At 69.1% G+C, this 23,789-nt stretch carries 25 protein-coding genes and 1 tRNA gene; 12 read left to right on the top strand and 14 right to left on the bottom strand.

The features are described 5' to 3' along the window. Positions 1 to 68 precede the first annotated feature (68 nt). The 6 genes from ACSR87_RS03325 to ACSR87_RS03350 all read right to left on the bottom strand — a co-directional run bounded on the left by ACSR87_RS03325 (position 69) and on the right by ACSR87_RS03350 (position 5,722). Complete coding sequence (locus ACSR87_RS03325; RefSeq protein ID WP_498529485.1) at positions 69 to 1,019, bottom strand: alpha/beta fold hydrolase; 951 nt, start codon at positions 1,017 to 1,019, stop codon at positions 69 to 71. Positions 1,020 to 1,167: 148 nt separating this feature from the next. Continuing rightward, entirely contained in the window at positions 1,168 to 3,414 is a 2,247-nt protein-coding gene (locus ACSR87_RS03330; RefSeq protein WP_498529486.1) for an amino acid permease, read from the bottom strand. Beyond that, a complete protein-coding gene (locus ACSR87_RS03335) occupies positions 3,411 to 3,881 on the bottom strand; it encodes a universal stress protein (RefSeq protein WP_498529487.1) in 471 nt (156 codons plus the stop codon). Before ACSR87_RS03335 ends, ACSR87_RS03330 begins: the two co-directional genes overlap by 4 nt. 191 nt (positions 3,882 to 4,072) lie before the next feature. Beyond that, positions 4,073 to 4,468, bottom strand: coding sequence for a DUF7975 family protein (locus ACSR87_RS03340; RefSeq protein ID WP_498529488.1), 396 nt, complete (start codon positions 4,466 to 4,468; stop codon positions 4,073 to 4,075). A gap of 91 nt (positions 4,469 to 4,559) precedes the next feature. After that, the gene (locus tag ACSR87_RS03345; protein ID WP_498529489.1) at positions 4,560 to 5,579 is read right to left on the bottom strand and encodes a YeiH family protein; all 1,020 of its coding nucleotides are present in this window, start codon (positions 5,577 to 5,579) and stop codon (positions 4,560 to 4,562) included. Next, on the bottom strand, positions 5,576 to 5,722 hold the full coding sequence (locus ACSR87_RS03350; protein WP_160162996.1) for a hypothetical protein: 147 nt from the start codon (positions 5,720 to 5,722) through the stop codon (positions 5,576 to 5,578). Before ACSR87_RS03350 ends, ACSR87_RS03345 begins: the two co-directional genes overlap by 4 nt. A gap of 208 nt (positions 5,723 to 5,930) precedes the next feature. Here ACSR87_RS03350 and ACSR87_RS03355 point away from each other — a divergent pair, with 208 nt between their 5' ends. The 4 genes from ACSR87_RS03355 to ACSR87_RS03370 all read left to right on the top strand — a co-directional run bounded on the left by ACSR87_RS03355 (position 5,931) and on the right by ACSR87_RS03370 (position 9,294). Then, positions 5,931 to 6,557, top strand: a complete 627-nt coding sequence (locus ACSR87_RS03355) for an adenylate kinase (protein WP_498529490.1) — start codon at positions 5,931 to 5,933, stop codon at positions 6,555 to 6,557. A 150-nt stretch (positions 6,558 to 6,707) separates the two neighbouring features. Next, complete coding sequence (locus tag ACSR87_RS03360) at positions 6,708 to 7,625, top strand: DUF106 domain-containing protein (protein WP_498529491.1); 918 nt, start codon at positions 6,708 to 6,710, stop codon at positions 7,623 to 7,625. A 218-nt stretch (positions 7,626 to 7,843) separates the two neighbouring features. Continuing rightward, entirely contained in the window at positions 7,844 to 8,422 is a 579-nt protein-coding gene (gene cmk, locus ACSR87_RS03365) for a (d)CMP kinase (RefSeq protein WP_050459938.1), read from the top strand. A 2-nt stretch (positions 8,423 to 8,424) separates the two neighbouring features. Next, positions 8,425 to 9,294, top strand: a complete 870-nt coding sequence (locus tag ACSR87_RS03370) for an RNA-guided pseudouridylation complex pseudouridine synthase subunit Cbf5 (protein WP_498529492.1) — start codon at positions 8,425 to 8,427, stop codon at positions 9,292 to 9,294. A gap of 9 nt (positions 9,295 to 9,303) precedes the next feature. On the opposite strand, the gene ACSR87_RS03375 is transcribed toward ACSR87_RS03370, so the two are convergent. Next, a complete protein-coding gene (locus tag ACSR87_RS03375) occupies positions 9,304 to 9,585 on the bottom strand; it encodes a hypothetical protein (protein WP_498529493.1) in 282 nt (93 codons plus the stop codon). A 173-nt stretch (positions 9,586 to 9,758) separates the two neighbouring features. On the opposite strand from ACSR87_RS03375, the gene ACSR87_RS03380 reads away from it, so the two are divergent. After that, positions 9,759 to 9,829, top strand: a tRNA-Pro gene (locus ACSR87_RS03380). Between the two features lie 263 nt (positions 9,830 to 10,092). On the opposite strand, the gene ACSR87_RS03385 is transcribed toward ACSR87_RS03380, so the two are convergent. The 3 genes from ACSR87_RS03385 to asd form a co-directional block, all read right to left on the bottom strand. Continuing rightward, positions 10,093 to 10,362, bottom strand: coding sequence for a DUF7571 family protein (locus ACSR87_RS03385; RefSeq protein WP_004042445.1), 270 nt, complete (start codon positions 10,360 to 10,362; stop codon positions 10,093 to 10,095). Positions 10,363 to 10,661: 299 nt separating this feature from the next. Continuing rightward, positions 10,662 to 11,183: an HPP family protein gene (locus ACSR87_RS03390; protein ID WP_498529494.1), complete on the bottom strand. Its 522-nt coding sequence runs from the start codon at positions 11,181 to 11,183 to the stop codon at positions 10,662 to 10,664. A 111-nt stretch (positions 11,184 to 11,294) separates the two neighbouring features. Then, on the bottom strand, positions 11,295 to 12,329 hold the full coding sequence (gene asd, locus ACSR87_RS03395) for an aspartate-semialdehyde dehydrogenase (RefSeq protein WP_498529495.1): 1,035 nt from the start codon (positions 12,327 to 12,329) through the stop codon (positions 11,295 to 11,297). A gap of 197 nt (positions 12,330 to 12,526) precedes the next feature. Here asd and pccA point away from each other — a divergent pair, with 197 nt between their 5' ends. Together pccA and ACSR87_RS03405 are read left to right on the top strand one after the other, a co-directional pair. Then, complete coding sequence (pccA, locus tag ACSR87_RS03400; protein WP_498529496.1) at positions 12,527 to 14,329, top strand: propionyl-CoA carboxylase biotin carboxylase/biotin-carboxyl carrier subunit; 1,803 nt, start codon at positions 12,527 to 12,529, stop codon at positions 14,327 to 14,329. 68 nt (positions 14,330 to 14,397) lie between these two features. Then, positions 14,398 to 15,639: a biotin--[acetyl-CoA-carboxylase] ligase gene (locus ACSR87_RS03405; RefSeq protein ID WP_498529497.1), complete on the top strand. Its 1,242-nt coding sequence runs from the start codon at positions 14,398 to 14,400 to the stop codon at positions 15,637 to 15,639. 40 nt (positions 15,640 to 15,679) lie between these two features. On the opposite strand, the gene ACSR87_RS03410 is transcribed toward ACSR87_RS03405, so the two are convergent. The 4 genes from ACSR87_RS03410 to ACSR87_RS03425 form a co-directional block, all read right to left on the bottom strand. Further along, entirely contained in the window at positions 15,680 to 16,249 is a 570-nt protein-coding gene (locus ACSR87_RS03410) for a universal stress protein (protein ID WP_498531027.1), read from the bottom strand. Between the two features lie 153 nt (positions 16,250 to 16,402). Next, positions 16,403 to 17,416, bottom strand: coding sequence for an amidohydrolase family protein (locus ACSR87_RS03415; protein WP_498529498.1), 1,014 nt, complete (start codon positions 17,414 to 17,416; stop codon positions 16,403 to 16,405). Between the two features lie 52 nt (positions 17,417 to 17,468). After that, entirely contained in the window at positions 17,469 to 18,692 is a 1,224-nt protein-coding gene (locus ACSR87_RS03420; RefSeq protein ID WP_498529499.1) for an HD domain-containing protein, read from the bottom strand. Between the two features lie 69 nt (positions 18,693 to 18,761). Continuing rightward, entirely contained in the window at positions 18,762 to 19,934 is a 1,173-nt protein-coding gene (locus ACSR87_RS03425) for an HD domain-containing protein (RefSeq protein ID WP_498529500.1), read from the bottom strand. A 125-nt stretch (positions 19,935 to 20,059) separates the two neighbouring features. Between ACSR87_RS03425 and ACSR87_RS03430 the strand changes: the two genes are divergently transcribed. From ACSR87_RS03430 to ACSR87_RS03450, 5 genes are all read left to right on the top strand, one after another. Beyond that, on the top strand, positions 20,060 to 20,320 hold the full coding sequence (locus tag ACSR87_RS03430; protein WP_498529501.1) for a hypothetical protein: 261 nt from the start codon (positions 20,060 to 20,062) through the stop codon (positions 20,318 to 20,320). A 105-nt stretch (positions 20,321 to 20,425) separates the two neighbouring features. Further along, positions 20,426 to 21,418, top strand: coding sequence for a 2-phospho-L-lactate transferase (gene cofD, locus ACSR87_RS03435; RefSeq protein WP_498529502.1), 993 nt, complete (start codon positions 20,426 to 20,428; stop codon positions 21,416 to 21,418). Further along, on the top strand, positions 21,418 to 22,209 hold the full coding sequence (locus tag ACSR87_RS03440) for a tRNA-dihydrouridine synthase (RefSeq protein WP_498529503.1): 792 nt from the start codon (positions 21,418 to 21,420) through the stop codon (positions 22,207 to 22,209). Before cofD ends, ACSR87_RS03440 begins: the two co-directional genes overlap by 1 nt. Beyond that, positions 22,209 to 23,069, top strand: coding sequence for a triphosphoribosyl-dephospho-CoA synthase (locus tag ACSR87_RS03445; RefSeq protein ID WP_498529504.1), 861 nt, complete (start codon positions 22,209 to 22,211; stop codon positions 23,067 to 23,069). Before ACSR87_RS03440 ends, ACSR87_RS03445 begins: the two co-directional genes overlap by 1 nt. Continuing rightward, positions 23,066 to 23,782: a DUF447 domain-containing protein gene (locus ACSR87_RS03450; RefSeq protein ID WP_498529505.1), complete on the top strand. Its 717-nt coding sequence runs from the start codon at positions 23,066 to 23,068 to the stop codon at positions 23,780 to 23,782. The genes ACSR87_RS03445 and ACSR87_RS03450 overlap by 4 nt, the downstream gene beginning before the upstream one ends. The last annotated feature ends 7 nt before the right edge of the window (positions 23,783 to 23,789 follow it).

Here is a 23,789-nt window from a genome sequence, read left to right on the forward strand (position 1 = left end):
ATGGACCTATATAGCTCCATTGAGGATGCGGAGAATATAGCCGCTTTAGGAACATCGCCTTCCGGCGGTCAGACCGGTCGGTGGCCCGCCTCGTCGGGGGTGTTGTTCGGGGTCCGCCACGCGTCGTCGAGGTGTTCGACGACCGCGCGGGCGACGGCGACCGGCTCCTCGTGGTGGACCCAGTGGGTCGCCTCCTCGAACGCCTTGAGGTGGCCGTCTTCGCAGAACGCGAGGCTCTCGCGCGCCATCTTCGGCCGGAGGAACCGGTCTCTGCTCCCCCAGACGACGAGCGTCGGCGCGTCGACCGTCTCCGCCCGGGGTCGCGGGCGCTCGCGGACGACCGCCCGGTACCAATCGACCATCGAGCCGTAGGCTCCGGGCACCGACCACGCGGCGCGGTAGCGGTCGAGGTCAGTCGCCGAGAACGTGCCGGGGAGCGCGGAGCCGGTCATCGCCCGCTCCAAAACGGCCCAGTCGCCGACGGGGGCGACGAGTTCGGGGAGCTTCGGCAGTTGGAAGAACAGGACGTACCAGCTCCGAAGCTGTTGGGCCGGGTCGCGTCTGAGGTGTCGGGCGAGCACCGTCGGATGCGGGAGGTTCATCGCGGTGAGCGAGCTTACCCGGTCCGGGTGGTGCAGCGCGGTCCACCACGCCACCGCGCCCCCCCAGTCGTGGCCGATGACGTGGACCGTCTCGTGACCGAGCGCGTCCGCGACGCCGACCACGTCGCCGGCGAGTTCGTCGATGCTGTACCACTCGACCCCCGGGGGACGGTCGCTCAGGTTGTAGCCGCGCTGGTCGAGCGCGACGACCCGGTAGCCCGCCTCCGAGAGCGGGCGGAGGTAGTCCGCCCACGCGTACCAACACTCTGGGAAGCCGTGGAGGAGGACGACGAGTTCGCCGTCTTCCGGCCCGGCTTCGACCGCGTGGAGCGTGACTTCGCCCGCGTCGATGCGGCGGCTCGTCGCCTCGACGGACGGCTCCACGTCGTCCCACGACAATCCCGATTGCTTCGCCATACCCCTCGCTACGGCGGCGAGGGACAAATGTACCGCGGCGACTGGTGACCGCCGTCGTCCGCGAGAAGCGAGTCGGTTCCGTGGGGCTGACGGGGCGGCGAAGGGCGGTGAGAGGGGTGCGGAACGGGGCGGGGCGGAGCGGAGCGGACTACCCGAACAGGCGCTTTCTGATGCTCCGAGTGCGACTCTGTTCGGCCATGAGCACCGAACACTCCACGTCGTCGACGACGTCCATGACGACGGTTCCACCGACGAGCCGCGAGAGGAGGCCGCGTTCCGTCGCGCCGACGACGAGCAGCGACGCGTCGGTCGCGTGGGACTCGATGGCCGCCTCGACGTCGCCGGTCTCGACGGTGAGCGTGGCGTCGCCGAGGCCGCGTTCGTCGGCCCACTCCCGGAGGAAACGCTCGCCCTCGGCCGCGTCGTCGGCGACGTGCAGGAGTTCGATTTCCGCGTCGCAGAACTCGCGGAGGACCGAGGCGATGGACGCCGAGAGGTCGGAGTCCGGGCCGCCGGCGGTCGGCACGAGCACGTGCGAGGGGTCGAAGCCGCGGTCCTTCAGCACCAACACGTCGTAGGGGAGCGCGTTGGTCATCTCCTCGACCGCGCTCTCGGCGCGGCCGGGCGACCCGTGGCTGTCGGGGCCCCAACCCATGACGACGAGGTCGGCGTTGTAGGTCTCCGCCGCGTCGAACACCTCCTCGAACGACCGGTGGGAGAGGACGGTGTGGGTCTCGATGTCCACGTCGAGTTCGTCGGCGTCGACGCGGGCCTGTTCGAGCAGGCGGTCGGCCTCCGCGAAGTCGTACTCCTCGCGGGCCGATTCGAGGGCGGTCTGGTCCGGCACCTTCACGATGTGGACGCCGACGAGCGTCCCGCCGTTTGCCTTGGCGACCGACCCGGCCAGCGACACGAGGTCGCGCTCGCTTTCGGGGTTCGCAAGCGGGACCATGACGCGGTAGCCGCCGTCGGGCTGGACCGTCGAAGCCGCCGACACCGCGGCGTCGGGCATCTCGCCCGACCGAGAGAGCACGTACCGCGAGAGGATGCCCCGCTTGTCGGTGCGCTCGCGGGCGTAGAACAGGTACCAGACGATGCCGAAGACGACGAACAGCACCGACAGCCCGATTTCGATGGGGTCGAGGAAGGCGATGAGTCCGAAGGAGAACACCGCACCGAGAATCGGCGTAATCGGGTAGAGCGGAACCGTGAACTCGGGGTCGTACTCGGGCGCGTCGGACTCGCGCATCACGATGAGCGCGAGGTTGAGAAGGCCGTAGACGATGAGGTGGAGGGCGCTACCGGCCTTCGCCAGCACCTTGATGTCGTCGACGGCGACGAGCGAGAAGACGATGATGAAGCCCGTGACCGCGATGGAGCGATAGGGCGTCGCGAACCGGGGGTGAATCTCGTTGAGCCACGCCGTGACGAGTTTATCGCGACCCATGGCGAAGTTGATGCGCGACGACGCGAGGATAGAGGCGTTCGCGCTCGACGCGGTGGCGAGGAGGCCGCCGAAGATGATGAGCCCCGCCCCGAGCCCGCCGAGGCCGAGCGCGGACTCGAACGAGAGTTGCGCGACCTCGACGACGGGGTCGGCACCGGCGGCCGACAGCTCCTGCCACGGCTTGACCGACGCCATGACGATCATCAGGATGGCGTACATCGTCGTGACGATGACGACCGAGCCGACGACCGCGAGCGGGAGGTTGCGGCCGGGGTTCTTTATCTCCTCGGCGACGGTCGTGATTTTCGCGAAGCCGAGGAAGGAGACGAAGACGAGCGCCGTGCCGGGGAGCACCGCGCCGTAGCCGCCGAGTTCGCTCGGCGCGAACGGGCGGAGCGTCGTGAGGTCGGCTTCGAGGAAGCCGAGTATCGAGAAGGCGGTCAGGATGACGACGAGCGTGATGACGATGACGACCTGGAGCGCGCCGGTCTCCTTCGCGCCGACGTAGTTGACGCCGATGAACAGGAGGCCGGCGAGTATCGCGGCCACCTGCACCGCAGACAGGGAGACGACGCCGAGGCTCACCGCCGGTATCGATACGACGCTGACGAGGAAGTCACCGAAGCCGATGACGTAGAACGCCGAGGCGAACGCCAGCCCCATCCAGTTCCCCATGCCCGCGATGGAGCCGAAAAGCGGGCCGAGGGCGTGGTTGACGTAGTAGTAGCTCCCGCCTGCTTTCGGCATCGCGGTGCCGAGTTCGGACGCCGACAGCGCCGTGAAAAGCGAGATGACGCCGCCGACGACGAACGAGAGCGCGACGGCCGGACCGGCGATGCCGTACGCCTCGCGGGGGAGGACGAAGATGCCCGCGCCGATCATCGTCCCGACGCCGATGGTGAGCGCGGCGACGGGACCGAGGTCTTTGGCGAGTTCCTCGTCGGTCATGTTTCACCCCCGGCGTCGCCGTCGTCGTCCGCTCCGGCCGGCAGGACGACCACGGGCCGGTCGCTGTGCCGGACCAGTTGGTCGCGGACCGCGCCCGAAAACAGGTCCCACCACGAGCGACCGCCGCGCGGGGTGAAGACGATTGCCGTCGCGTCGGCCTCGGCGGCGGCGTCGAGGATGGCGTCGCCGACATCGGTCGCAAACCGGAGGTCGGTGTGGAGGTCGATGCCGGCGTCGTCCGCGGCGCGGCGGGCGACGTCGAACAGTTCGTCGGCGACCTCCTCGCGCTGTTCGACGCTGGCTTTGTCCGGCGCGCCGCCCGCCTTCTCGATGACGTGGACGACGGAGGCCCGACCGCCGGCCGCGGCGATGCGCGGGAACGCCGCGGCGCAGGTGAGTTCGGCGTCGTCCGCGTTCGCAATCGGCAGCAGGGGACGCGAAAACAGCGGTTCGACGTGTTCAGTCATCTGTCGAATCCACGGGTGTGGTGTGACAAAAGCGGTTCCGCCCGGCGGAACGGGATTGTGCGGGGACGGCTGCGCCCGATTCACAACGTGACCGTCGGGAATTCATGTGCCGGGATTGTGCGCCAATCGGTTTAGAAGTTCGCAAACCGGGGTACGGTGTCGGGCGAACCGACGCGGGAGAGACGGAGGCCTCAGACGGCGGTGACCCACGCCCGGTAGCCCTCGTCGCGGCCGTAGACCGCCTGAAAGACGCGGTCAGCGAAGCCGGCGAGGCGGTTGGCGTCCGAGCGGGCGGTGATGCGGACGTTCGTCCCCTCGGCCTCCTCGGGGCTCTCCAACTGGTCGATGCGGAACTCGGGGAACTCCGAGAGGAGCGTCTTGAGGCGGTCGAGTTCGCCTTCCGTTACGTCCATGTTGAACGTCTGGTCCGCGAACTGAATCCACGGGCCGGGACCCTCGCCGTCGACGTCGTCGAGGCGCTCGGCCTCGATGGTGAGAAAGGCGCTGCCGCGGTCGCGGTGCGCCGACACGGCGTCGGCGAAGAGTTTCCGGCGCTCGCGGGCGGTGTCGGCCTCGAATCGAGTCATGCGGGTCGATACAGCCGCGCGGTACAAAAGCGACCCGCGTCGGGGCGGGTGCGGCGTCAGTCGGACGGCGACCGAGACGGCCACCGGCGCATCAGAACAGCACGAGGACCGCGGCGAGCGCGAGGGCGCTGACGGTCAGTAGTTGCACGCCGAGGACGGCGAGCGGGGCCGCGCCCGTCCGCCGCATCGCGTCGAGTCGAACGTCGAGGCCGAGGCCGACGAACGCGAGCGCGAACAGGGCGTCGCTGGCGGTGCCGACGGTGGCGAGCGTCGCGTCCGAGAGCAGGCCGAGGTTGGCGACGGCGGCGACGGCGACGAAGCCGACGAGGAACCGCGGGACACCGTCGAAGACGGCCCGTAGACCGGTCGCGGCCTCCTCGGCGCGGCCGGCGTAGCGAACCGCGTAGGCGACGGCGACGAAGCCGAGCATGGAGTTGCGCGCGAGTTTGGTGACGGTCGCCCAGCGGCCCGCAACGTCGGAGTGGACGAAGCCCGCCGCGGTGACGGGGCCGGTACTGAACATGCTCAGGCCGGCCCAGATGCCGAACTGGCGGCCGGACAGAGGGAGCAGGTCGCCGGCGATGGGGAACACGGCGAGCGTGAGCGCGTCGAACAGGAGGACCGCGGCGACGACGTGGGCGAGCGACTCGCCGTCGGCGTCGATGGTGCCGGCGATGGCGGTGGCTGCGGAGACGCCGCAGACGCTCGCGCCGGCCGCGAGGAGCGACCCGGTCTTGTCGGCGAGGCCGAACACCCGCCCGGCGACGGCCTCCACGAGGAGCACGCCCGCGGCGACGGTGACGACGACGAGCGCGACGAGCACCGGCCCCGAGGCGACGAGTTCGTCGATGGCGATGCGAGCGCCGAGCAGGACGATACCCGTTTCGAGGAGGAGTTTCTGCGTGTCGACGCCGGGGCGCGCCCAGTCGGGGACGCCGACCGTGTTGGCGACGACGGCCCCGAACAGTACTCCGAGCAGGAGCGCGTTGACGCCGGGGACGAAGCCGGCGACGAGCGTGGCCGCCCCCGCGAGGGCGACGAGGACGCCGACGCCGGGGGCGAGTCGCGCGAGCCGGCCGACGCCGGCGGCCGAGTTCTCCCCGGCGCTCACGGCCCGAGCGCCGCGAGGACGGTCACGACGACGAGTCCGAGGGCGGTCGCGCGCCAGCCGCGTTCGAGCGTACACCACAGCCTGTACGCGCGCTCGACGGCGGTCGCGCCGAGCGCGTCGCGCATGAGGGACGAATCGCGCATTTGCCGGAGTCACGAGGGCCGCGCCGTTGAACGTGTCGCTTCCGTCTGCGAAACCGGCAACAAATTCTCCAAAAACGGAGATAGTCTGGCCCTGTGTGTTGTAAACCGGCTAACAACGAGCAACATTTTCTTGTTCCTCTGACCGTCGCCGTCGCAGAACTCAGTACGTATCTTCAACACTATATGCTCTCGCCGGATGGGGTCAGATATGGCAAAGCGCATCCTCTTGCTCGGAGCGCCGGGCGCAGGTAAGGGCACACAGTCGAAGCGACTCGCCGAGACCTACGGCGTCGAACACGTCACTACCGGCGACGCGCTGCGCGCGAACAAGGACATGGAGACCGAGTACGGGACGCCCCGCTCGTTCATGGAGAAGGGCGAACTCGTCCCCGACGCGGTCGTCAACGAAATCGTCGAGGCCGCGCTGGAAGACGCCGACGGCTACGTCCTCGACGGCTACCCGCGGAACCTCTCGCAGGCGGAGTACCTCACCGAAATCACCGACCTCGACGCGGTCATCTACCTGAGCGTCGCCGAGTCCGAACTCGTCGAGCGCCTCACCGGCCGCCGCGTCTGCGACGACTGCGGCACGAACTTCCACGTGAAGTTCAACCAGCCCGACGAAGAGGGCGTCTGCGACGACTGCGGCGGCGAACTCGTCCAGCGCGACGACGACACCGAAGAGACCGTCCGCGAGCGGCTGTCGGTGTTCGAGGAGAACACCGAGCCGGTCATCGAGCACTACCGCGACGAAGGCGTCCTCGTCGAAGTCGACGGCGAACAGACCCCCGACGAGGTCTTCGAGGACATTCAGTCCGTCGTCGACGACGCGTAAACGCGGACTCGACGCGCGAACCGCCTCATCGACGCAGTTCGGTGCGACGTTTTTCACCGACGAAACGGGAGCGCCAGCGTCGCCGCCGGCGCGCTCGCTGTCGTCCGCAGAGTAAAACCTTGATAACAGCCGGTTGCTAAAGAGCCGGTAATGGCACGAATCGAATCTCGGGTGCGCGACCTCGTCGGCTCAGACGCCGACATGCGCGCCGCCGTCGAAACCGTCCTCGACCGGGCGGACGACGGAGAAGTCGAGTGGGCCGACGTTCGCGACGAGCTCACGAGCGGCCAGTGGGGTCGCCTCATCGAGAAGGGTATCCTCGTCGACGGCGACGAGGGGTTCCGGCTCGCCGACGCGGCGGAGACCCGCGCCGGCCTCGAAGACGACACGTCCGGCTCCGGCGGCTCGTCGTCCTCGTCGACCGACGTCGACACCGGCGACTCGTCGTGGTCGAAGTACGACAAGGGCGCGGCCGTCGTCACCGTCGGCCTGTTCCTCGGCTACTCCGTCTCCGAGGTTCGGAACCTCATCGGCGGCGTGATGGACGCGGCGCTCGGCCCGCTGGCCGAGATGCTCCCGTTCTACGCCGTCGTGATGGTCCTCGCGCTCGCGACCGGCCTCTACTCCACGCTCTTGCAGGCGAACCTCATGGACATGGAGAAGATGGGGAAGTACCAAGAGCGGATGAAGGACATCCAACAGCGACAGAAAGACGCCAAGGAGCGCGGCGACGACGCGGAGCTCGAAAAGATTCAGGAAGAACAGATGGAGGCGATGGGCGACCAGATGGGCATGTTCAAAGAGCAGTTCCGCCCGATGGTCTGGATCATGTTCCTCACCATCCCGGTGTTCCTCTGGATGTACTGGGCCATCGGCGTCGGCGGCGGCTCCGAAGCGCACATCATCACTGACAGCATCGTGCTCCCGCTCGTCGGCTCCGTCGAGTGGAAGCAGGGCGTCATCGGGCCGATGCAGGCGTGGATTGTCTGGTACTTCCTCTGTTCGATGGGCTTCACCCAGATCATCCGCAAGAGCCTGAACATCGACATGTCGCCGTCGGCGTCGTAAGCAACTGGGCGACAGTAGACCCGGGCGATTCGAGTCGAATCGACCCGCTTCGAAGCAACCTCGTTTCTCTCTCCGTTTCCGACGCTCGCCAGCCGCGCATCAGCCGCGGGATGCTCCCTCGGTGCGCCGCCGCGAGGCTCCGCCCGAACCCGTGAGAACTCTCCGCAGGGGTCGTCGGCAACGATAACACCTTTTAGCCGACCGCACCCAGCATGGATATGTTACTGACCGTCTCCGGACCACCGGGCAGCGGAAAGAGTACGACCGCCGCCGCGCTCGCCGAGGCGTTCGACCTCGAACACATAAGCGGCGGAGACATCTTCCGCGAGCTCGCCGCCGAACGCGACATGACCGCGGTCGAGTTCAACAAACTCGCCGAGGAGGACGACCAAATCGACCGCGACCTCGACCGTCGCCTCCGCGACATCGCCCTCGACCGCGACGACGTGCTCCTCGAATCCCGACTCGCCGGCTGGCTCGCCGGCGACGCCGCCGACCTCCGCTTTTGGCTCGACGCTCCCGTCGACGTTCGCGCCGAGCGCATCGCCGACCGCGAGGACAAAGCGCCCGACATCGCCCGCGAGGAGACGACGACCCGCGAAGCGAGCGAGGCCAAGCGGTACGACGCCTACTACGACATCGACATCACGGACCTCTCTATCTACGATATCGCGCTCAACACCGCCCGCTGGGGCCCCGACGAGGTGACGGCCGTCTGCATCGCCGCGGTCGACTCCTACGACCCCGAAGCCGACGAGGGCAAATACCCGGTCGACGGCGTCCGCTACGACTTCTGACCATGCTCCGAGACCCGCCCGAACACCGCAGCGTCGACGACCTGCTCTCGTTCGGCGTCGTCAATCTCGACAAGCCGCCGGGGCCGTCGGCCCACCAGGTCACCGGCTGGGTCCGCGACATGGCCGACGTCGACCGCGCCGCCCACTCGGGGACGCTCGACCCGAAGGTGACCGGCTGTCTGCCCACGCTCCTCGGCGACGCGACCCGCATGGCGCAAGTGTTCCTCGAAGGCTCGAAGGAGTACGTCTCCGTGCTCGAACTCCACGGCCCCGCGCCGGCCGACATCGACTCGACCGTCACCGAGTTCGAATCGAAGCTCTACCAGAAGCCCCCGCGGAAGTCCGCCGTCTCGCGCCGCCTTCGCGTCCGCGAAATCTACGACCTCGACCTCCTCGAAGTGAAAGACAGACAGGCGCTCCTGCGCATCCGCTGTGAGTCGGGCACGTACATCCGCAAGCTGTGTCACGACCTCGGCCTCGCGCTCGGCACCGGCGGCCACATGGGCCACCTCCGCCGGACCGCGACCGACCCCTTCGACGATGCGGACCTCGTGACGCTCCACGACCTCAAAGACGCCCTCGCGTTCGCCGCGGAGGGCGACGAGTCGTGGCTGCGCGACGTGGTCTCGCCCGCCGAGCGAGCGCTGTCGCACCTCCCGTCCGTGACCATCGCCAACAGCGCGGCCCGCGAGGTCGCCAACGGCGCACCCGTCTACGCCCCCGGCATCTTCGATGTCGACGCCGACGCCTCCCGCGGCGACCTCGTCGCCTGTTTCACCGACGACGGTTCGGCCGTCTGTCTGGGCGAACTCGTCGGCGACGTCGACGCCGACTCCGGCGAGGTCGTCTCGCTCGAAGCCGTGGTAGCCTGAAGCGGAATACTACTTTCTCCGGCGCTTTTGCTCCGCGTTCGCGAGCGTCTCCGCCTGCTCGTTGACCGACGCGACCTCCCGTTTGGCGTCCGATTTGTCGAGGTCGTAGACGTAGCGCCACGACGCCAGCGGGTAGCCGTGCGACTCCTCGGAGCGGTCCGCAGTCGGTTCGGACTCGCTCCCGCGGCGTATCGACCACCATCGGGCGGCCGCAACGCCTAACGCGATGAGGACGAGGAGCATCGCGACGAACGGGAGGACGAGCAGGACGCTCTGGAGAGACGTGAGCACACGTTGTCATTACTCACGAGGCGGCAAAAGTGTACTCGCCGCCGGGTGTCGGCCTCTCGGCGGTGTCCGAACCGCACGACGACGGTGCGATACCGTGGCACGCCAGTCCGTCGCGTCGCCGCGACGAAACGAAGGGCTTAACAGCGAGACACGCATCGCTTTGAATGCACCCCGGGACCGTGGGGTAGTGGTATCCTCTGCCGATGGGGTCGGTAGGACCTGAGTTCGACTCTCAGCGGTCCCATACTTTTCCCGACGCAACACGACGAGCCGTGAGTCCGTCAGGACTCCGGCGGGCGAAGTCACCGCGTCGGGTCGCTCGGAGAGCGACAGTCTCCCCGCAAAAATCTGGACCAAAAACGTCCCACGAGGGTTCGCTTCGCTCGCCTTGCGGTGCAGTAACCAAACGGCGGCGGACAAAAATCTCGTGGTGACTCCAGGCTTGACACGGTGTGACTTCCTGTTACACCCAGCAACAACCGCAAAAAATCGGCCGAGAACCGTTAATCAGGTCGAGACGGCATCGCAGGTCCAGCCGGGGTCGCTCCCCGTCCGCCGGATGAGGTCCGCGCGGCACGCCGGACAGTAGTCGGGGACCGTCGTTTCGCCTCGCGGGACATAGACGCCGCCGCCGCATTCCACGCACGCATCGGCGACGACTGTGGTGCAGTCCGCACAGAGGTTGAAGTCGTCAACCGTGAGGTCGCGCAGCACTTCGAGCTTTTTGTCCAAGATGTACTCGTCGATAACCGCCTGACAACTGTGGCACGGCTTCATAGCGATACAGCGTGTCAATTGAGACCATGACACATATACCTGTCGTCGCCGGTGTCTCTTGTCGCGGAACGTCGGTCGTGAGAGAACGTCTCCGAGTCCGGATACTGTCACGAGTACGCGCGAGCGACGCTAGCGCGCCCGGTGCGAACGTGTTTCACAGAATTCATAAGTAACTCGGTGACGAGTTACTATTTGCTGCTGTCAGAGGCACATCAGGAGTGGCGAACGGAATCAGTCACCCACCACACACCCATTCTCCCGCATCTACTGGTTCGCGTACCGGCTCCGAGGACCGAAGTTCAACTCCTCGCGCCCATGTCGCTGGGGTGGTCTCCGTACATCTCGGCGAGCATCGCGTCCGCCACCTGATGTGTCCCCACGAGAATCACGACGCTCGCGACGATGGTCGCGACCGCCTGCGGCGTCGAGAGCAGGCCGAGCGAGACGATGAGCGTCGTCGCGCACGCCGGCGGGTGGACCGCGTCGAGTTCGACCATCCCCCAACTCGTCGCGGCAACCGAGATGGCACCGCTCGTGACAAGCCGCAACGTGTCGGTCGACGCGACCGACAGTGACGGGCTAATCGTCACGCCGGAGGCGATGAGCGCGTAGGCCGCGAAGCCGACGACGGCACCGACGACGTGGCCGCCGACGATGCGAGTCGAGCGGGGCCGCGTGCCGCGCCGCCGAAACGCCAGCGCGAACGCCGTGGGGCCGAGGCTCGGAAAGACGAACGGCTGGCCGGTGGCCCACGCGACACCGCCGAGTGCGGCGACGAGCAGGCCGGCGGAGAGCCCCGTTTCGAGGCCGCGACGAGACATGCGACACGCTCTGTCGGCGTCGCGTGAAAACGCTGTCTAATTCGAGCGGGAACAGCGTCGGCGGCGACGCCGAGCGCTGGCCCGGGAGCGACGCCGACGGGCGAGGAGAGCCTAAATCCAGCCCTCTTGGGCGAGCAGTTCGCCGTTGAGGACCGACGCGCCGGCCGCGCCGCGAATCGTGTTGTGCGCGAGGCAGTTGTACTTCACGCCGTGGTCGGTCGACTGGATGCCGCCGGCGGAAATCTGCATCCCGTCGCCGCGGTCGCGGTCGAGGCGGGGCTGCGGGCGGAACTCGTCCTCGAAGACGTGGATGAGCTGTTCGGGCGCGCTCGGGAGGTCGACGCCGGGGTACTCGCGCATCGCGGCGGCGACGTCCTCGGGAGCGGCGTCGTCGGCCAGGTCGGCGAAGACGCTTTCGAGGTGGCCGTCGAGCGTCGGAATGCGGTTACACGAGGCGTTGACTTCCGCGCCGTGGAGCGCGACCTCCGCGCCGTCGAACGAGCCCAGAAGCTTGCGGGACTCCGTCTCCATCTTCTCGTCTTCGCCGCCGATGTGCGGGATGGCGTTGTCGATAATCTCCATCGAGGTGACGCCGTCGTAGCCCGCGCCGGAGACGGCTTGGAGAGTCGTGACGTCGACGCGTTCGAGGCCGAACTGGTCGAGCGCGGCGAGCGTCGGGACCATCGTGATGGTCGAGCAGTTCGGGTTCTTCACGAGCGCGCCGTCCCAGCCGCGCTCGTCGCGCTGGACCTCGATGAGATCGAGGTGCTCCGGATTTATCTCCGGAATCGTGAGCGGCACGTCGGGGGCCATGCGGTCGTTCGAGGAGTTCGAGGAGACGACGTAGCCCGCTTCGAGGAACGCGGGCTCGACCTCGGCGGCGACCGACGACGGGAGCGACGAAAACAGGAGGTCGATGTCGTCGGGCACGGCCGCGGGGTCGGTGCTGCCGACTTCCATCGCGGCCACGTCGTCCGGGATGGGCGTGTTGACGCGCCACTTCGCGGCCTCGTCGTATCGCTTGCCCGCGCTCTCTTCGCTCGCGGTCAGCGCCGCGAGTTCGAACGTCGGGTGGTCGTCGAGAAGCTGGATGAATCGCTGTCCGACTGCGCCGGTTGCACCGAGGATGCCGACTCGTACTGCCATTACCCGTGTCGTAGTGTGGCACACGCATAAGGCCGTTTGGATTTGAACCAGTATTCGCGGCGTATAGTGCCAGAGAACTGTAAGCTCGGCCGTTCCTTCACGGTCGAACACGTAAATCGTCGTCTGTCGAATCGGCCACCGACGTGCGTTGGGAAAATCGATAGAATAACGTGCGGTTCCCTGAAAGACTACCGCAAATGTTCAGCAAGGTTCTCGTCGCCAACCGAGGCGAGATCGCGGTGCGCGTCATGCGCGCCTGCGAGGAGCTCGGAGTCCGGACCGTCGCCGTGTACAGCGAGGCGGACAAACACGGCGGGCACGTGCGGTACGCCGACGAGGCGTACAACATCGGTCCCGCCCGCGCGGCCGATTCCTACCTCGACCACGAGTCGGTCATCGAGGCCGCGAGAAAGGCTGACGCCGACGCCATCCACCCTGGCTACGGCTTCCTCGCGGAGAACGCCGAATTCGCCCGGAAGGTCGAGGAGTCCGAGTTCACGTGGGTCGGCCCGTCGGCCGACGCCATGGAGCGCCTCGGCGAGAAGACGAAGGCCCGCGCGCTCATGCAGGACGCCGACGTGCCGGTCGTCCCCGGCACGACCGAGCCCGCCGACTCCGCCGACGACGTGAAGGCCGTCGCCGACGAGTTCGGCTACCCGGTCGCCATCAAGGCCGAGGGCGGCGGCGGCGGCCGCGGCCTGAAGGTCGTCCACTCCGAGGACGAGGTCGACGAGCAGTTCGAGACGGCAAAGCGCGAGGGCGAGGCGTACTTCGATAACGCCTCCGTCTACGTCGAGAAATACCTCGAATCGCCGCGCCACATCGAGGTGCAGATTCTCGCTGACGAGCACGGCAACGTCCGCCATCTCGGCGAGCGCGACTGCTCGCTCCAGCGCCGCCACCAGAAGGTCATCGAGGAAGCCCCGTCGCCGGCGCTCTCCGACGACCTCCGCGAGCGCATCGGCGAGGCCGCCCGCCGCGGCGTCCGCGCCGCCGACTACACCAACGCCGGCACCGTGGAGTTCCTCGTCGAAGACGGCGAGTTCTACTTCATGGAGGTCAACACGCGCATCCAAGTCGAACACACCGTCACCGAGGAAGTGACGGGCCTCGACGTGGTGAAATGGCAGCTGCGCGTCGCCGCCGGCGAGGAACTCGACTTCTCGCAGGACGACGTGGAAATCGAGGGCCACTCGATGGAGTTCCGCATCAACGCGGAGGCCCCCGAAAAGGAGTTCGCGCCCGCGACGGGCACGCTCGCGACCTACGACCCGCCGGGCGGCATCGGCGTCCGCATGGACGACGCCGTCCGCCAGGGCGACGAAATCGGCGGCGACTACGACTCGATGATTGCCAAGCTCATCGTCACCGCCTCGGACCGCGAGGAGGTCCTCGCCCGCGCCGAGCGCGCGCTCGCCGAGTTCGACATCGAGGGGCTCCGCACGGTCATCCCGTTCCACCGCCTCATGCTCACCGACGAGGCGTTCCGCGAGGGGAGCCACACGACGAAGTATCTCGACGAGGTGCTCGACCCCGACCGCATCCAGGCCGCCGTCGAGCGCTGGTCGCCCGAGGCCGTCGCCGACGATGACGACGACGACGAGGTCACGGAGCGGACCTTCACCGTCGAGGTCAACGGCAAGCGCTTCGAGGTCAGCCTCGAAGAGCGCGGCGCGCCCGCCATCCCGGTCGGCAACGCCTCCGCGGGCACATCCAACTCCTCCGGCCCGCGCAAGCGCCGCGACGACGGCGGAAACGACGACTCCCAGCAGATTATCGAGGGCGACGGCGAGTCCATCACCGCCGAGATGCAGGGGACTATCCTCTCCGTCGAAGTCGAAGAGGGCGACGAGGTCGAACCCGGCGACACCGTCTGCATCCTCGAAGCCATGAAGATGGAAAACGACGTGGTCGCCGAGCGCGGCGGCACCGTCTCGCAGGTGCTCGTCTCCGAGGGCGACAGCGTCGACATGGGCGACGTGCTGCTCGTCCTCGACTAGTCGGCTCGGGGCATCGAACCCAACGCTGAACCGCGAACCTCTTTTCCCGTGCGCCGGTACCGACCACCATGAGCGACACGCGACGCACCCTCCTCGACGCACTCGCTGCGGGTCCCGTCTCCGGGCCCGATCTTGCCGACCGACTGGGCGTCTCCCGCGCCGCGGTCTGGAAGCACGTCGAAGCGCTCCGCGACGAGGGGTTCGGCGTCGAGAGCGCCGGCGACGGTTACGTCGTCACCGACGTGCCGGAGTACGGCGGCCCGGCAATCGAGTACGGCCTCGACGCCGACTACGACGTGGAGTTCCACGAGACGCTCGACTCCTCGAACGACCGCGCCCGCGAACTCGCCGCCGAGGGCGCGAGCGACGTGGTCGTCGTCGCCCGCGAGCAGACCGCCAGCCGGGGGAGGAAGAACCGCGAGTGGTCCGCGCCCGACGGCGGCGTCTGGATGAGCCTGCTCGTGCGCCCCGACGAACCGCCGGCGTACGCCCCGCTGTACACGCTGGCGATGGCCGTCGCCGTCTGCGACGCGGCGCGCGAGGCCGGGGTTGACGCGAGCATCAAGTGGCCGAACGACGTTATCGTGAGCGAAGCGAACGATAACCCGTCGGGCGCGTCAGCGTCCGACGGTGTCTCCGCGAGCGAAGCGAGCGGAGGTTCACCGGCTCACGCCGGTGGCGTTGCCACGAGCGAAGCGAGTGGCAGTTCGTCTGCGAATGCAGACGGTATCCCCGCGAGCGAAGCGAGCGGAGGTTCACCGGCTCACGCCGGTGGCGTTGCCACGAGCGAAGCGAGTGGTGGTTCGTCTGCGAATGCAGACGGTATCCCCGCGAGCGAAGCGAGTGGCAGTTCGAAATCCGACACGCCCGTAGACACCGACGCGCCCGACGACCGCGGCTACCGAAAGCTCTGCGGCATCCTCACCGAGATGGAAGGCGAGGCCGACCGCGTTTCGTGGCTCGTCATCGGCCCCGGAATCAACGTCAACCTCGACCCCGCGGAGCTCCCCGAGGGCGCGACGAGCGTCGCCGCGGAGGCCGGCCCCGTCGAGCGTCGCGTGTTCGTCCAGCGGGTGCTCGAACGCTTCGACGAACTGCGCGGCGACCTCGACGCCGTCCTCCCCGCGTGGCGCGAGCGGGCGGACACGCTCGGCAGGCGGGTCCGCGTCCACACCGCGAGCGGCGTCATCGAGGGCGACGCCGTCGATATCGAACACCCCGGCACGCTCGTCGTCAGCACCGACGCGGGCGAAAAACGAGTCCACGCCGGCGACTGCGAACACCTGCGCCCGGCCGACGACGGGCGCTGAAACGCGACCGAAGCCGCGCACCGCTGTTTCTGCTGTTCCGCTACTCTCCGCCGTCGGCGGTCGCCGTCGAATCGGCGGGCGCGTCCGCCTCCGCCTCTGCGGGCGAATCGATGGGCGTCTCCGCCGCGGTCTCGCCCGGTACCTCGACGGCGTGCTCGCCCGCGTCGTCGCCGCCCTCGATGCGGACGGTCAGGACGGGAACTTTCGACGCGCGGACGACCTTTTCTGCGACCGAGCCGAGGAGGAGGCGGTCGATGCCGCCGCGACCGTGGGTCCCCATCACGATGAGGTCGCACTCGCCGCGCTCGGCGAACTCGACGATTTCGCGGCTCGGCGTCCCTTCGAGGACGTGCGTCTCGACGGGGACCCCCTGCGACTCGGCCGCGCGCTCGATTTTATCGAGCGCCGATTCGGCGTCGGCGCGCAGCATGTCGTCGAGCCCCTCCCACGACGATTCCATCGGGAGCCCCGCGAAGCTCCCGGCGTTCACCACGTACACCCCGTGGAGTTCCGCATCGTGGACGGCCGCTAACGCCGCCGCGTGGACCGCGACGCGCTCGGAGCCGGCGGAACCGTCGATGGGAACGATGATTCGGTCGTACAACACCATGACACTTGATAACATATTCCCGGGGTCGGTAATAACCCTTTGCTACGGGAGGAGTACTGCGAGAATAGGTCGGCGTTCGTGAGCGTTCCGCGGCCCGACGGCCGACGGTCGCGGGTCGGCGGTCGCGAGCCGGCGATGTGTCCGCCGCCCGACTCAGAGATACACGTCTTTCACGTCCGCCTGCCCGGCGCGGCGGACGACGGCGCGGGCCACGTCCTCGACGCCCGCGAGGTTGTCCGTGTCGCCGTCGAGGACCAGAAGCTTGGCGTCGCGGCCCTCCTCGACGAGGCCGTAGTTCAGCCCGGCGATGTCGGCCCCGTTGACGGTCGCCATGCGGAGGACTTCGGCGGCCGACACGTCCGCCAGCTTGGAGGTGAACTCCATCTCGCGGAACATCGAGGGGCTGTTGAGCATCACGTTGTCCGTGCCGAGCGCGACGGTCGTGCGGTCGACTAGGTCGCGAATCGGCGCGACGCCCGCGTCGGTGACGAGGTTCGACCGCGGGCAGATGACGATGGGTATCTCGCTGTCCTCGACGCGTTCGAGGTGGAGCGCTTCGGGGTGGACCATGTGGACGAGGAAGTCCGGGTCGAGGTCCAACGCGGCGTTGATGTCGTGGGCGTCGCGCTCGCCCGCGTGGATGCCGAACAGCTTTCCGGCGGCCTCGGTCGCGTTCCGAAGCGCGCCGAACTCGCCGTCTCGCGCGCCCGACGCGCCGAATCCGTCTGCGATTTCCATCGCGTCCGCCGTCTCGCGGCCGAAGACGACCGCTTCGATGTCGCGGCCGTCGAGCGCCCGCCGGATGACGTCGACGCCCTCGACGCCGCCCTCGCGGAACTCCAGACAGGCCGCCGTGCCGCCGGCCTCCATCATGCGGAGCGACCGGTGCATCGCGGCGGCTTTCTCCTCGGTGCTGGCCGCGCGGAGGAGCCGGTGTTTCAGCCCGTCCGGCGGCGCGACGAGGTCGTCGAGCGACAGCCCCTCGCCGGCCTCCTTGGCGATGGAGTCACCGAGGTGGGTGTGGGCGTTGACGAACGCGGGCAGGATGATGTCCGTCGACTCGGTCGCCGTCTCCTCGATTGCGGTTATCGTGCCCTCTTCGACGACGACCCGCCCCTCGACCGGGTCGAAGTCGCGGCCGCGGAGTATCGTACCCTCGAGTTGCATCGCTCTCGACTGCGTCTCGGCGGTGCTTGAACCTCCCGTCTCGGGACGGCGGCTACTCGAACTCGTCGAGCGTCGCGTTGAGGCCGCTTCTGACCTCGGCGACGAGCGCGCCGTCCACGTCGAGGCCGAGCACGTCGGCGGCCGCGCGACCGACCCGCTCCGTCTCCTCGCGCGGGGCGTAGACGCCCAGTCGCCACTGCTGTTCCTGTGCGGTCCGCAGCGCCTGCACGAGCGGCGATTCGCGCTCCAACTGCCGAATCTCGCCGTTGACCATCACCCGCGACGACGACTCGGTCATCGACGGGCGCGAGGGCACGTCGAGGATGACCGATTCGGGCGACACGTCGGCGGCGGCGGCGATATCCCGCTCGAACGCCGCGAGCGCGTCGTGTTCGGCGTCGATAATCGAGTCGGGGACGTTCGGCAGCTCCGCCCAGACGGCCCGCTTGTAGAGGTCGCGGGTGGCCAGCCGCTCGGCGAAGGCGCTCGTCGAATCGGTGAGGCGGAGCGCGACGAGCAGGTCGGGGTCGTCCATCCGGCGTAGCTCCTCGGCGTCGATGTCGGGCTCGTCGAGCAGTCGCTCCGACGCGCGCCGGAGCATCGCCTTCGAGATGCGCGCGACGTGGTGCTGGTAGACGGTCGGGTTCATGAGTGCGCGGGCGAGAAGCAGCGACTCGGCGGTCTGGACGTTCCCCTCCGCGAGGACCAACTCGCCGTCGACGAACGTCAGCTCTCGAATCAGGCGCTCGTGGTCGATGGTGCCGTAGGGGACGCCGGTGTGGTGGGCGTCGCGGACGAGGTAGTCCATCCGGTCGACGTCCAACTCACCGGAGACGAGTTGGCCGAACTCGCCGTCGCCCTCGACCAAGGCGGCGACGCGTTCGGGGTCCAGCCCCTCGTCCTCCAGCGTCTCGCCGACGGTCCCGCGGGCGACGAGTTCCTCCACGTCGTCGTGGTACTTGCCGGTGTGGCGATGGGTCACGTCCTCGATGTTGTGGCTGTACGGGCCGTGGCCGACGTCGTGAAGGAGTGCCGCGGCCTCGACGTGGGCGGCGGCGTCGCCCTCGATACCGAGGTGCGAGAGGGCGCGGGAGGCGAGGTGGTAGACGCCGAGGCTGTGTTCGAACCGCGTGTGGTTCGCGGAGGGGTAGACCAGCTGGACGGTTCCCAACTGCTTGATGTGCCGGAGCCGCTGCATCTCCGGCGTATCGAGGAGGGCTTCGGCCGCGCCCTCGACCTCGATGTGGTCGTGGACGCTGTCCTTGATGGTCGTCATCGTGGGTGAATCGACCGCCAGCGGTGAAAAAGGGTCGGGCGGCCGACGGGTCGCCGGCGCTCTCGCGCCTCAGACGGGCGTCGTCACGCGAACCGGAAGTCCGAGCACGTCCACGGCGGCCGCGGCCACCTCGTCGCGGACTGCCTCGGGCGCGTAGACGCCGAGTCGCCACTGCGTCCGCTCGGCCGACCGGAGCGCGCCCACGAGTTCGGAGGCGTCTTCGAGGCGTCGGACGACGCCGTTGACGACGACGCGCGACCGGGACTCCTTGATTCGCGGCCGCGACGGCGCGTCCACGATGACCGACTCGGGCGGCACGTCGGCGGCGTCGGCGATGTCGCGCTCGGCCGCCCGCGTCGCCTCGAAGTCGAGTTCGACCACGTCGGTCGGCACGGCGTCGATTGGTGCCCAGACGGCCCGCTTGTAGAGGTCGCGGCGCTCGATTCGGCGGCCGAGGTCGGGCACGCGCCCGCCGAGGGCAACGAGCAGGTCGTGGTCGGCCATCCGGACGAACGACTCGATGGGCACGCCGTCGTCGACGAGGCGCTCGGAGGCGCGTTCGAGCATCGCGCCCGCGATGCGGGAGACGTGGTGACGGTAGACGGTCGCGTTCATCAGCGCCCGGGCGAGAAGCAGGGATTCGGCCGTCTGGACGTTCCCCTCGGCCAACACGAGTTCGCCGTCCCGGTACCGGAGTTCGCGGACGAGGCGGCCGTGGTCGATGGTTCCGTAGGGGACGCCGGTGTGGTGGGCGTCGCGGACGAGGTAGTCCATCCGGTCGACGTCCAACTCCCCGGAGACCAACTGCCCGAGGCCGCCCGCGCCGCCGACCATGTCGGCGACGCGGTCCGGGTCGAGACCGTGGTCGGTCAGCACGTCTCCGACCGCGGTCCCGTCGAGCAGGTGGTGAATCTCGTCGTGGTCGCGGCCGGTCCGCCGGCGGATGAGGTCCTCGGTCTGGTGGCCGTAGGGGCCGTGACCGATGTCGTGGAGGAGCGCGGCGGCGCGGACGTGGGCGGCGCGGTCGCCGTCGACGCCGAGATGCGAGAGAGCGCGGGAGGCGAGGTGGTAGACGCCGAGGCTGTGTTCGAACCGCGTGTGGCTCGCGGAGGGGTAGACGAGCCGGACCGTCGAGAGCTGTTTGATGTGCCGAAGCCGCTGGAACGCGGGCGTATCGACCAGTTCGGCGGCCACGGGGTCGAGCGAGATGTAGTCGTGGACGCTGTCCTTGACGGCGGTCATAGCGGGTGTTGTGCGAGAGGCATCAAATAGCCGAGCATTCGGGTCGCCGCGGGGGCGCGAGAGGTGGACCGACTCGCGTTCGACCGCCCACAAACCGTTTCACGCGGGGGAGACGAGACGCCGATATGACTCTCCGGTCGGTCCTCGGAAACGCCGTCGGCTACGCGCTCCTCGGCTTCGCCTGTCTCTCCGTGGCTTTCGCGGGGTACTGGGCCGCCGTGAGCGCCCTGACCGGCGCGACCGCCGGGCGCGCGATGTTCGTCGTCTCCGGCCTCGGTGCGGCTGTGACGACCGGTTTTTCGGGCTACTTCGTCAGGAAGGCGGTCGCCGGACAGGTGATGCCGTCGGCGTTCGACGTATCGGTGGCCTATCGCGGCGGTCGCTGACGGGGGTTTCGCCGGTTTCCGCGGCCGTACCGCGCTCGTGGTCCGCGACCGGCCGGCGTCTCCGGTGAAGGAACTTTCAAACGGACACTCGCCGTACGGCGCACCATGGTTACGTTTCTCGCCGGGGGGACGGGCACCCCCAAACTCCTCGACGGGGCCGCCGGGGTGTTCGACCCCGCCGAGACGACCGTCGTCGCCAACACCGGCGACGACGTGGAACTCGGCGGCCACCTCGTCTGTCCCGACGTGGACACCGTCCTCTTCGCCGGCGGCGGCGTCCTCGACACCGACCGCTGGTGGGGCGTCGCCGGCGACACCACCGCGACCGACGACGAACTCCACCGCCTCGCCGACGCGGCCGGCCTCGAATCCGGCCCGCGCTACCTCCCCGAGTCGGCCCAGACGGCCGGCCGCGACATCACCCGCTGGCGGCGCTTCTCCGGCGTCGCGGAGTTCATGGAAATCGGCGACCGCGACCGCGCGGTCCACATCACCCGCACCTCGCTCCTCGACGAGGGCGACACGCTCACCGAGGTCACGCGAACCCTCGCCGCCGCCTTCGACCTCGACGTGTCGCTCCTCCCGATGAGCGACGACCCCGTTGCGACCCTGATTCACACCGACGAGGGGATGATGCACTTCCAAGAGTACTGGGTCCACCGCCGCGCCGACCCCGCCGTCCGCGACGTGGAGTTCCGCGGCGCAGACGATGCGGACATCACCGACGAAGTCGCCGACGCCCTCGCAGAACCCGTCGTCGTCGGCCCTTCGAACCCCGTCACGAGCATCGGGCCGATGCTCGCCATCGACGGCTTCGCGGACGCCCTCGACGACACGCCGGTCGTCGCCGTCTCGCCGTTCGTCGAGGACACCGTGTTCTCCGGGCCCGCCGCCGACCTCATGGCGGGCGTCGGCTACGACCCCTCGACCGCGGGCGTTGCGGAGGCCTACCCCTTCGCCGACGCGTTCGTCCTCGACACTGACGACGGAACCGACCTCGACCGCCCGGTGGTCCGAACCGACACCCAAATCGACGGGCCCGAGGACGCGGAACGCGTCGCCCGCGCCGTCTCCGAGGCGCTCAGCGAGGTGTCGTGATGTTCGCCCCGCGGGTCGCCGTTGCGAGCCTCAGCGGCGAGTCCGACGCCGCGTGGGCGGACGCCGCGGCCCCCCACGTCGGCGCGGCGTTCCTCGGCGGCGTCGCCCTCGACGAGCCCGCACAGGCGGCGGCCCGCGACCTCGTCGCCCGCGGACGCTCGGAGTTCCTCGCCGACGACCCGGTCGCCTTCGTCGCCGCCCAACTGGATTCCCTCGACGAGTTCGGCGGGGGAGACCGGTTCGTCGCCGTCAACGTCAGAGCGACCTCGCCCGACCCGATTCGGGGAGTCGCGGCCGTCTGCGCCGACCGCGGCGCGGGCGTGGAGATAAACGCCCACTGTCGACAGGACGAACTCTGCGCCGTCGGCTGCGGCGAGACGCTCTTGCGCGATACCGACCGGCTGGCTGCCTACGTCGCCGCGGCCACCGAGTCGGGCGCATCCGTCGGCGCGAAAGTCCGCGCCGAAATCGACGGCGTTGACCTCCCGAGTCTCGCAGTCGCGCTCGCTGACGCGGGGGCCGACTGGCTCCACGTCGACGCGATGGACTCCGAGGCCGTGATTGCCGACGTGGCCGCCGCCGCGCCCGACCTCTTTCTCGTCGCCAACAACGGCGTCCGCGACCGCGAGACGGCGACCGAGTACCTCGACTACGGGGCCGACGCCGTGAGCGTCGGGCGGCCGAGCGACAATCCGAGGGTCCTCCGCCGGGTCCGAACCGCCGTGGACGACTGGTTCGCCGGGCGCGAGAACGCCGCCGAGTCGGGCGACGAAAGCGAGGTGTCCGCCTGATGGTCGGGCCCGTCTCCGACCGCGGGTTCGGCCCCGCGCGACACGCCGAACTCGCGCTCCTGCTCGAAGTCGCCGGCACGCCCAAGCCGGGCAACGTCGACCGCCGGCGCGACCTCTCGGACCTGCGCTTCGAACAGTTCCTCACGGGTGCGGTCGGCTCCGCGACTGGCCTCGAACGCGCCGCGTCGGGCGCGCCGGTCGGCGAGGCGTTCGAGGAGGCGGTCGCCGGCATGAGCCGACAGGGCGGCGGCAACACCCAGTTCGGCTGTCTCCTGCTTCTCGTCCCGCTCGTCCGGGCGGCGGCCGACGACGGCCGCGGCCTCTCGCCCGCCGGAGCGACCGCCGTGGTCGAGTCGACCACCGTCGCCGACGCGGTCGGGTTCTACCGCGCGTTCGAACACGTCGACGTGGCCGTCGGCGACGTGCCCGACGACGCCCCGGACCTCGACGTTCGGCGCGGCGGCGACGCGGCGGACGCGCTCCGAGACCGCGGATGCACGCTGTACGACGTGATGGACCTGAGCGCCGACCGCGACGCCAACGCCCGCGAGTGGACCGGCGGCTTCGCCCGGACGTTCCGCGCGGCCGAAGCCATCCTCGACGACGACGGCCCCGTCACCGACCGCGTCGCTCGCGCGTTCCTCGACCTCCTCGCGGAGGAACCTGACACGCTCGTCGCGACGAACCACGGCGAAGCCGTCGCCCGCGACGTGATGGCCCGCGCGGCCGACGTTTCGGACCTCGACGGGGCCGAGGAGCTGGCCGAGGCGTTCGTCGCAGAGGGCATCAACCCCGGGACGACCGCCGACATCGTCTGCGCGGCGACGTTCGTCGCGCTGGAGCGGGGGGTGCCGCTGTGAGCGACGAGCGCGAGCGTGAGCCCGAATCCGAACCGGAATCCGCGACCGACTGGCCCGTCGAACTCCGCGGCGTCACCGAGTCAGTCGTCGCCACGCTCGGGCCGAACGACCGGTGGAACTTCGCGGCGCTCGGCGTCCACGCGCCGGCGGCCGGCGGCGATGACGACAGCGATGGCGACGGCGACGAAGATGGCGATGCACCCGCCAGCACGCCCTCGCCCCCAGCGACCGCGACGACGTGGGGCAACACCCGAACCCGCCGGAACTTCCACCGACAGGGCGGCGGGGTGGTCCAGTTCGTCTCCGACCCGCGGGCGTTCGTCGAAGCCGCGATGACGATTTACGAACGGGAGTCGCCGGTCCTCGATGCGGCCGACGCGTGGGCCGAAGTCGAGGCGACGCCGGTCGATTCAGGCGAGGACGGCGGAACCGAGTGGGAATCGTGGGAACTCCGGCCCGTCGATGCCGCGGTCGAGCGGACCCGGCCGTTCACTATCAACCGAGGCTTCGGCGCGGTCATCGACGCGACGGTTGCGGCCTCGCGGCTCGACGTGCCCGCCTTCGACACCGACGACCTGTTGGCCCGACTCGACTACTTCGCCGAGACGGTCGAGAAATGCGGCGGGGAACGAGAGCGCGAGGCGTTCGCGCGAATCGACGAGTTGACGGGCTGGCGCGAGCGGGCGGCCGCGAGACGGAACGAATCGTTTTAGTGTTCGT

It is taken from the genome of Haloferax sp. SDI50, assembly GCF_059802635.1.

What these genes read in the sequence shown, in the direction of transcription:
- ACSR87_RS03385 (WP_004042445.1), bottom strand. Translation starts at nt 10,362, where the DNA reads ATGAAGCCGTGCCACAGTTGTCAGGCGGTTATCGACGAGTACATCTTG.
- ACSR87_RS03340 (WP_498529488.1), bottom strand. Translation starts at nt 4,468, where the DNA reads ATGACTCGATTCGAGGCCGACACCGCCCGCGAGCGCCGGAAACTCTTC.
- ACSR87_RS03420 (WP_498529499.1), bottom strand. Translation starts at nt 18,692, where the DNA reads ATGACGACCATCAAGGACAGCGTCCACGACCACATCGAGGTCGAGGGC.
- ACSR87_RS03425 (WP_498529500.1), bottom strand. Translation starts at nt 19,934, where the DNA reads ATGACCGCCGTCAAGGACAGCGTCCACGACTACATCTCGCTCGACCCC.
- ACSR87_RS03430 (WP_498529501.1), top strand. Translation starts at nt 20,060, where the DNA reads ATGACTCTCCGGTCGGTCCTCGGAAACGCCGTCGGCTACGCGCTCCTC.
- ACSR87_RS03405 (WP_498529497.1), top strand. Translation starts at nt 14,398, where the DNA reads ATGAGCGACACGCGACGCACCCTCCTCGACGCACTCGCTGCGGGTCCC.
- cofD (WP_498529502.1), top strand. Translation starts at nt 20,426, where the DNA reads ATGGTTACGTTTCTCGCCGGGGGGACGGGCACCCCCAAACTCCTCGAC.
- ACSR87_RS03330 (WP_498529486.1), bottom strand. Translation starts at nt 3,414, where the DNA reads ATGACCGACGAGGAACTCGCCAAAGACCTCGGTCCCGTCGCCGCGCTC.
- ACSR87_RS03325 (WP_498529485.1), bottom strand. Translation starts at nt 1,019, where the DNA reads ATGGCGAAGCAATCGGGATTGTCGTGGGACGACGTGGAGCCGTCCGTC.
- ACSR87_RS03360 (WP_498529491.1), top strand. Translation starts at nt 6,708, where the DNA reads ATGGCACGAATCGAATCTCGGGTGCGCGACCTCGTCGGCTCAGACGCC.
- pccA (WP_498529496.1), top strand. Translation starts at nt 12,527, where the DNA reads ATGTTCAGCAAGGTTCTCGTCGCCAACCGAGGCGAGATCGCGGTGCGC.
- ACSR87_RS03355 (WP_498529490.1), top strand. Translation starts at nt 5,931, where the DNA reads ATGGCAAAGCGCATCCTCTTGCTCGGAGCGCCGGGCGCAGGTAAGGGC.
- ACSR87_RS03350 (WP_160162996.1), bottom strand. Translation starts at nt 5,722, where the DNA reads ATGCGCGATTCGTCCCTCATGCGCGACGCGCTCGGCGCGACCGCCGTC.
- ACSR87_RS03410 (WP_498531027.1), bottom strand. Translation starts at nt 16,249, where the DNA reads ATGGTGTTGTACGACCGAATCATCGTTCCCATCGACGGTTCCGCCGGC.
- ACSR87_RS03445 (WP_498529504.1), top strand. Translation starts at nt 22,209, where the DNA reads ATGGTCGGGCCCGTCTCCGACCGCGGGTTCGGCCCCGCGCGACACGCC.
- ACSR87_RS03335 (WP_498529487.1), bottom strand. Translation starts at nt 3,881, where the DNA reads ATGACTGAACACGTCGAACCGCTGTTTTCGCGTCCCCTGCTGCCGATT.
- ACSR87_RS03415 (WP_498529498.1), bottom strand. Translation starts at nt 17,416, where the DNA reads ATGCAACTCGAGGGTACGATACTCCGCGGCCGCGACTTCGACCCGGTC.
- asd (WP_498529495.1), bottom strand. Translation starts at nt 12,329, where the DNA reads ATGGCAGTACGAGTCGGCATCCTCGGTGCAACCGGCGCAGTCGGACAG.
- ACSR87_RS03440 (WP_498529503.1), top strand. Translation starts at nt 21,418, where the DNA reads ATGTTCGCCCCGCGGGTCGCCGTTGCGAGCCTCAGCGGCGAGTCCGAC.
- cmk (WP_050459938.1), top strand. Translation starts at nt 7,844, where the DNA reads ATGTTACTGACCGTCTCCGGACCACCGGGCAGCGGAAAGAGTACGACC.
- ACSR87_RS03370 (WP_498529492.1), top strand. Translation starts at nt 8,425, where the DNA reads ATGCTCCGAGACCCGCCCGAACACCGCAGCGTCGACGACCTGCTCTCG.
- ACSR87_RS03390 (WP_498529494.1), bottom strand. Translation starts at nt 11,183, where the DNA reads ATGTCTCGTCGCGGCCTCGAAACGGGGCTCTCCGCCGGCCTGCTCGTC.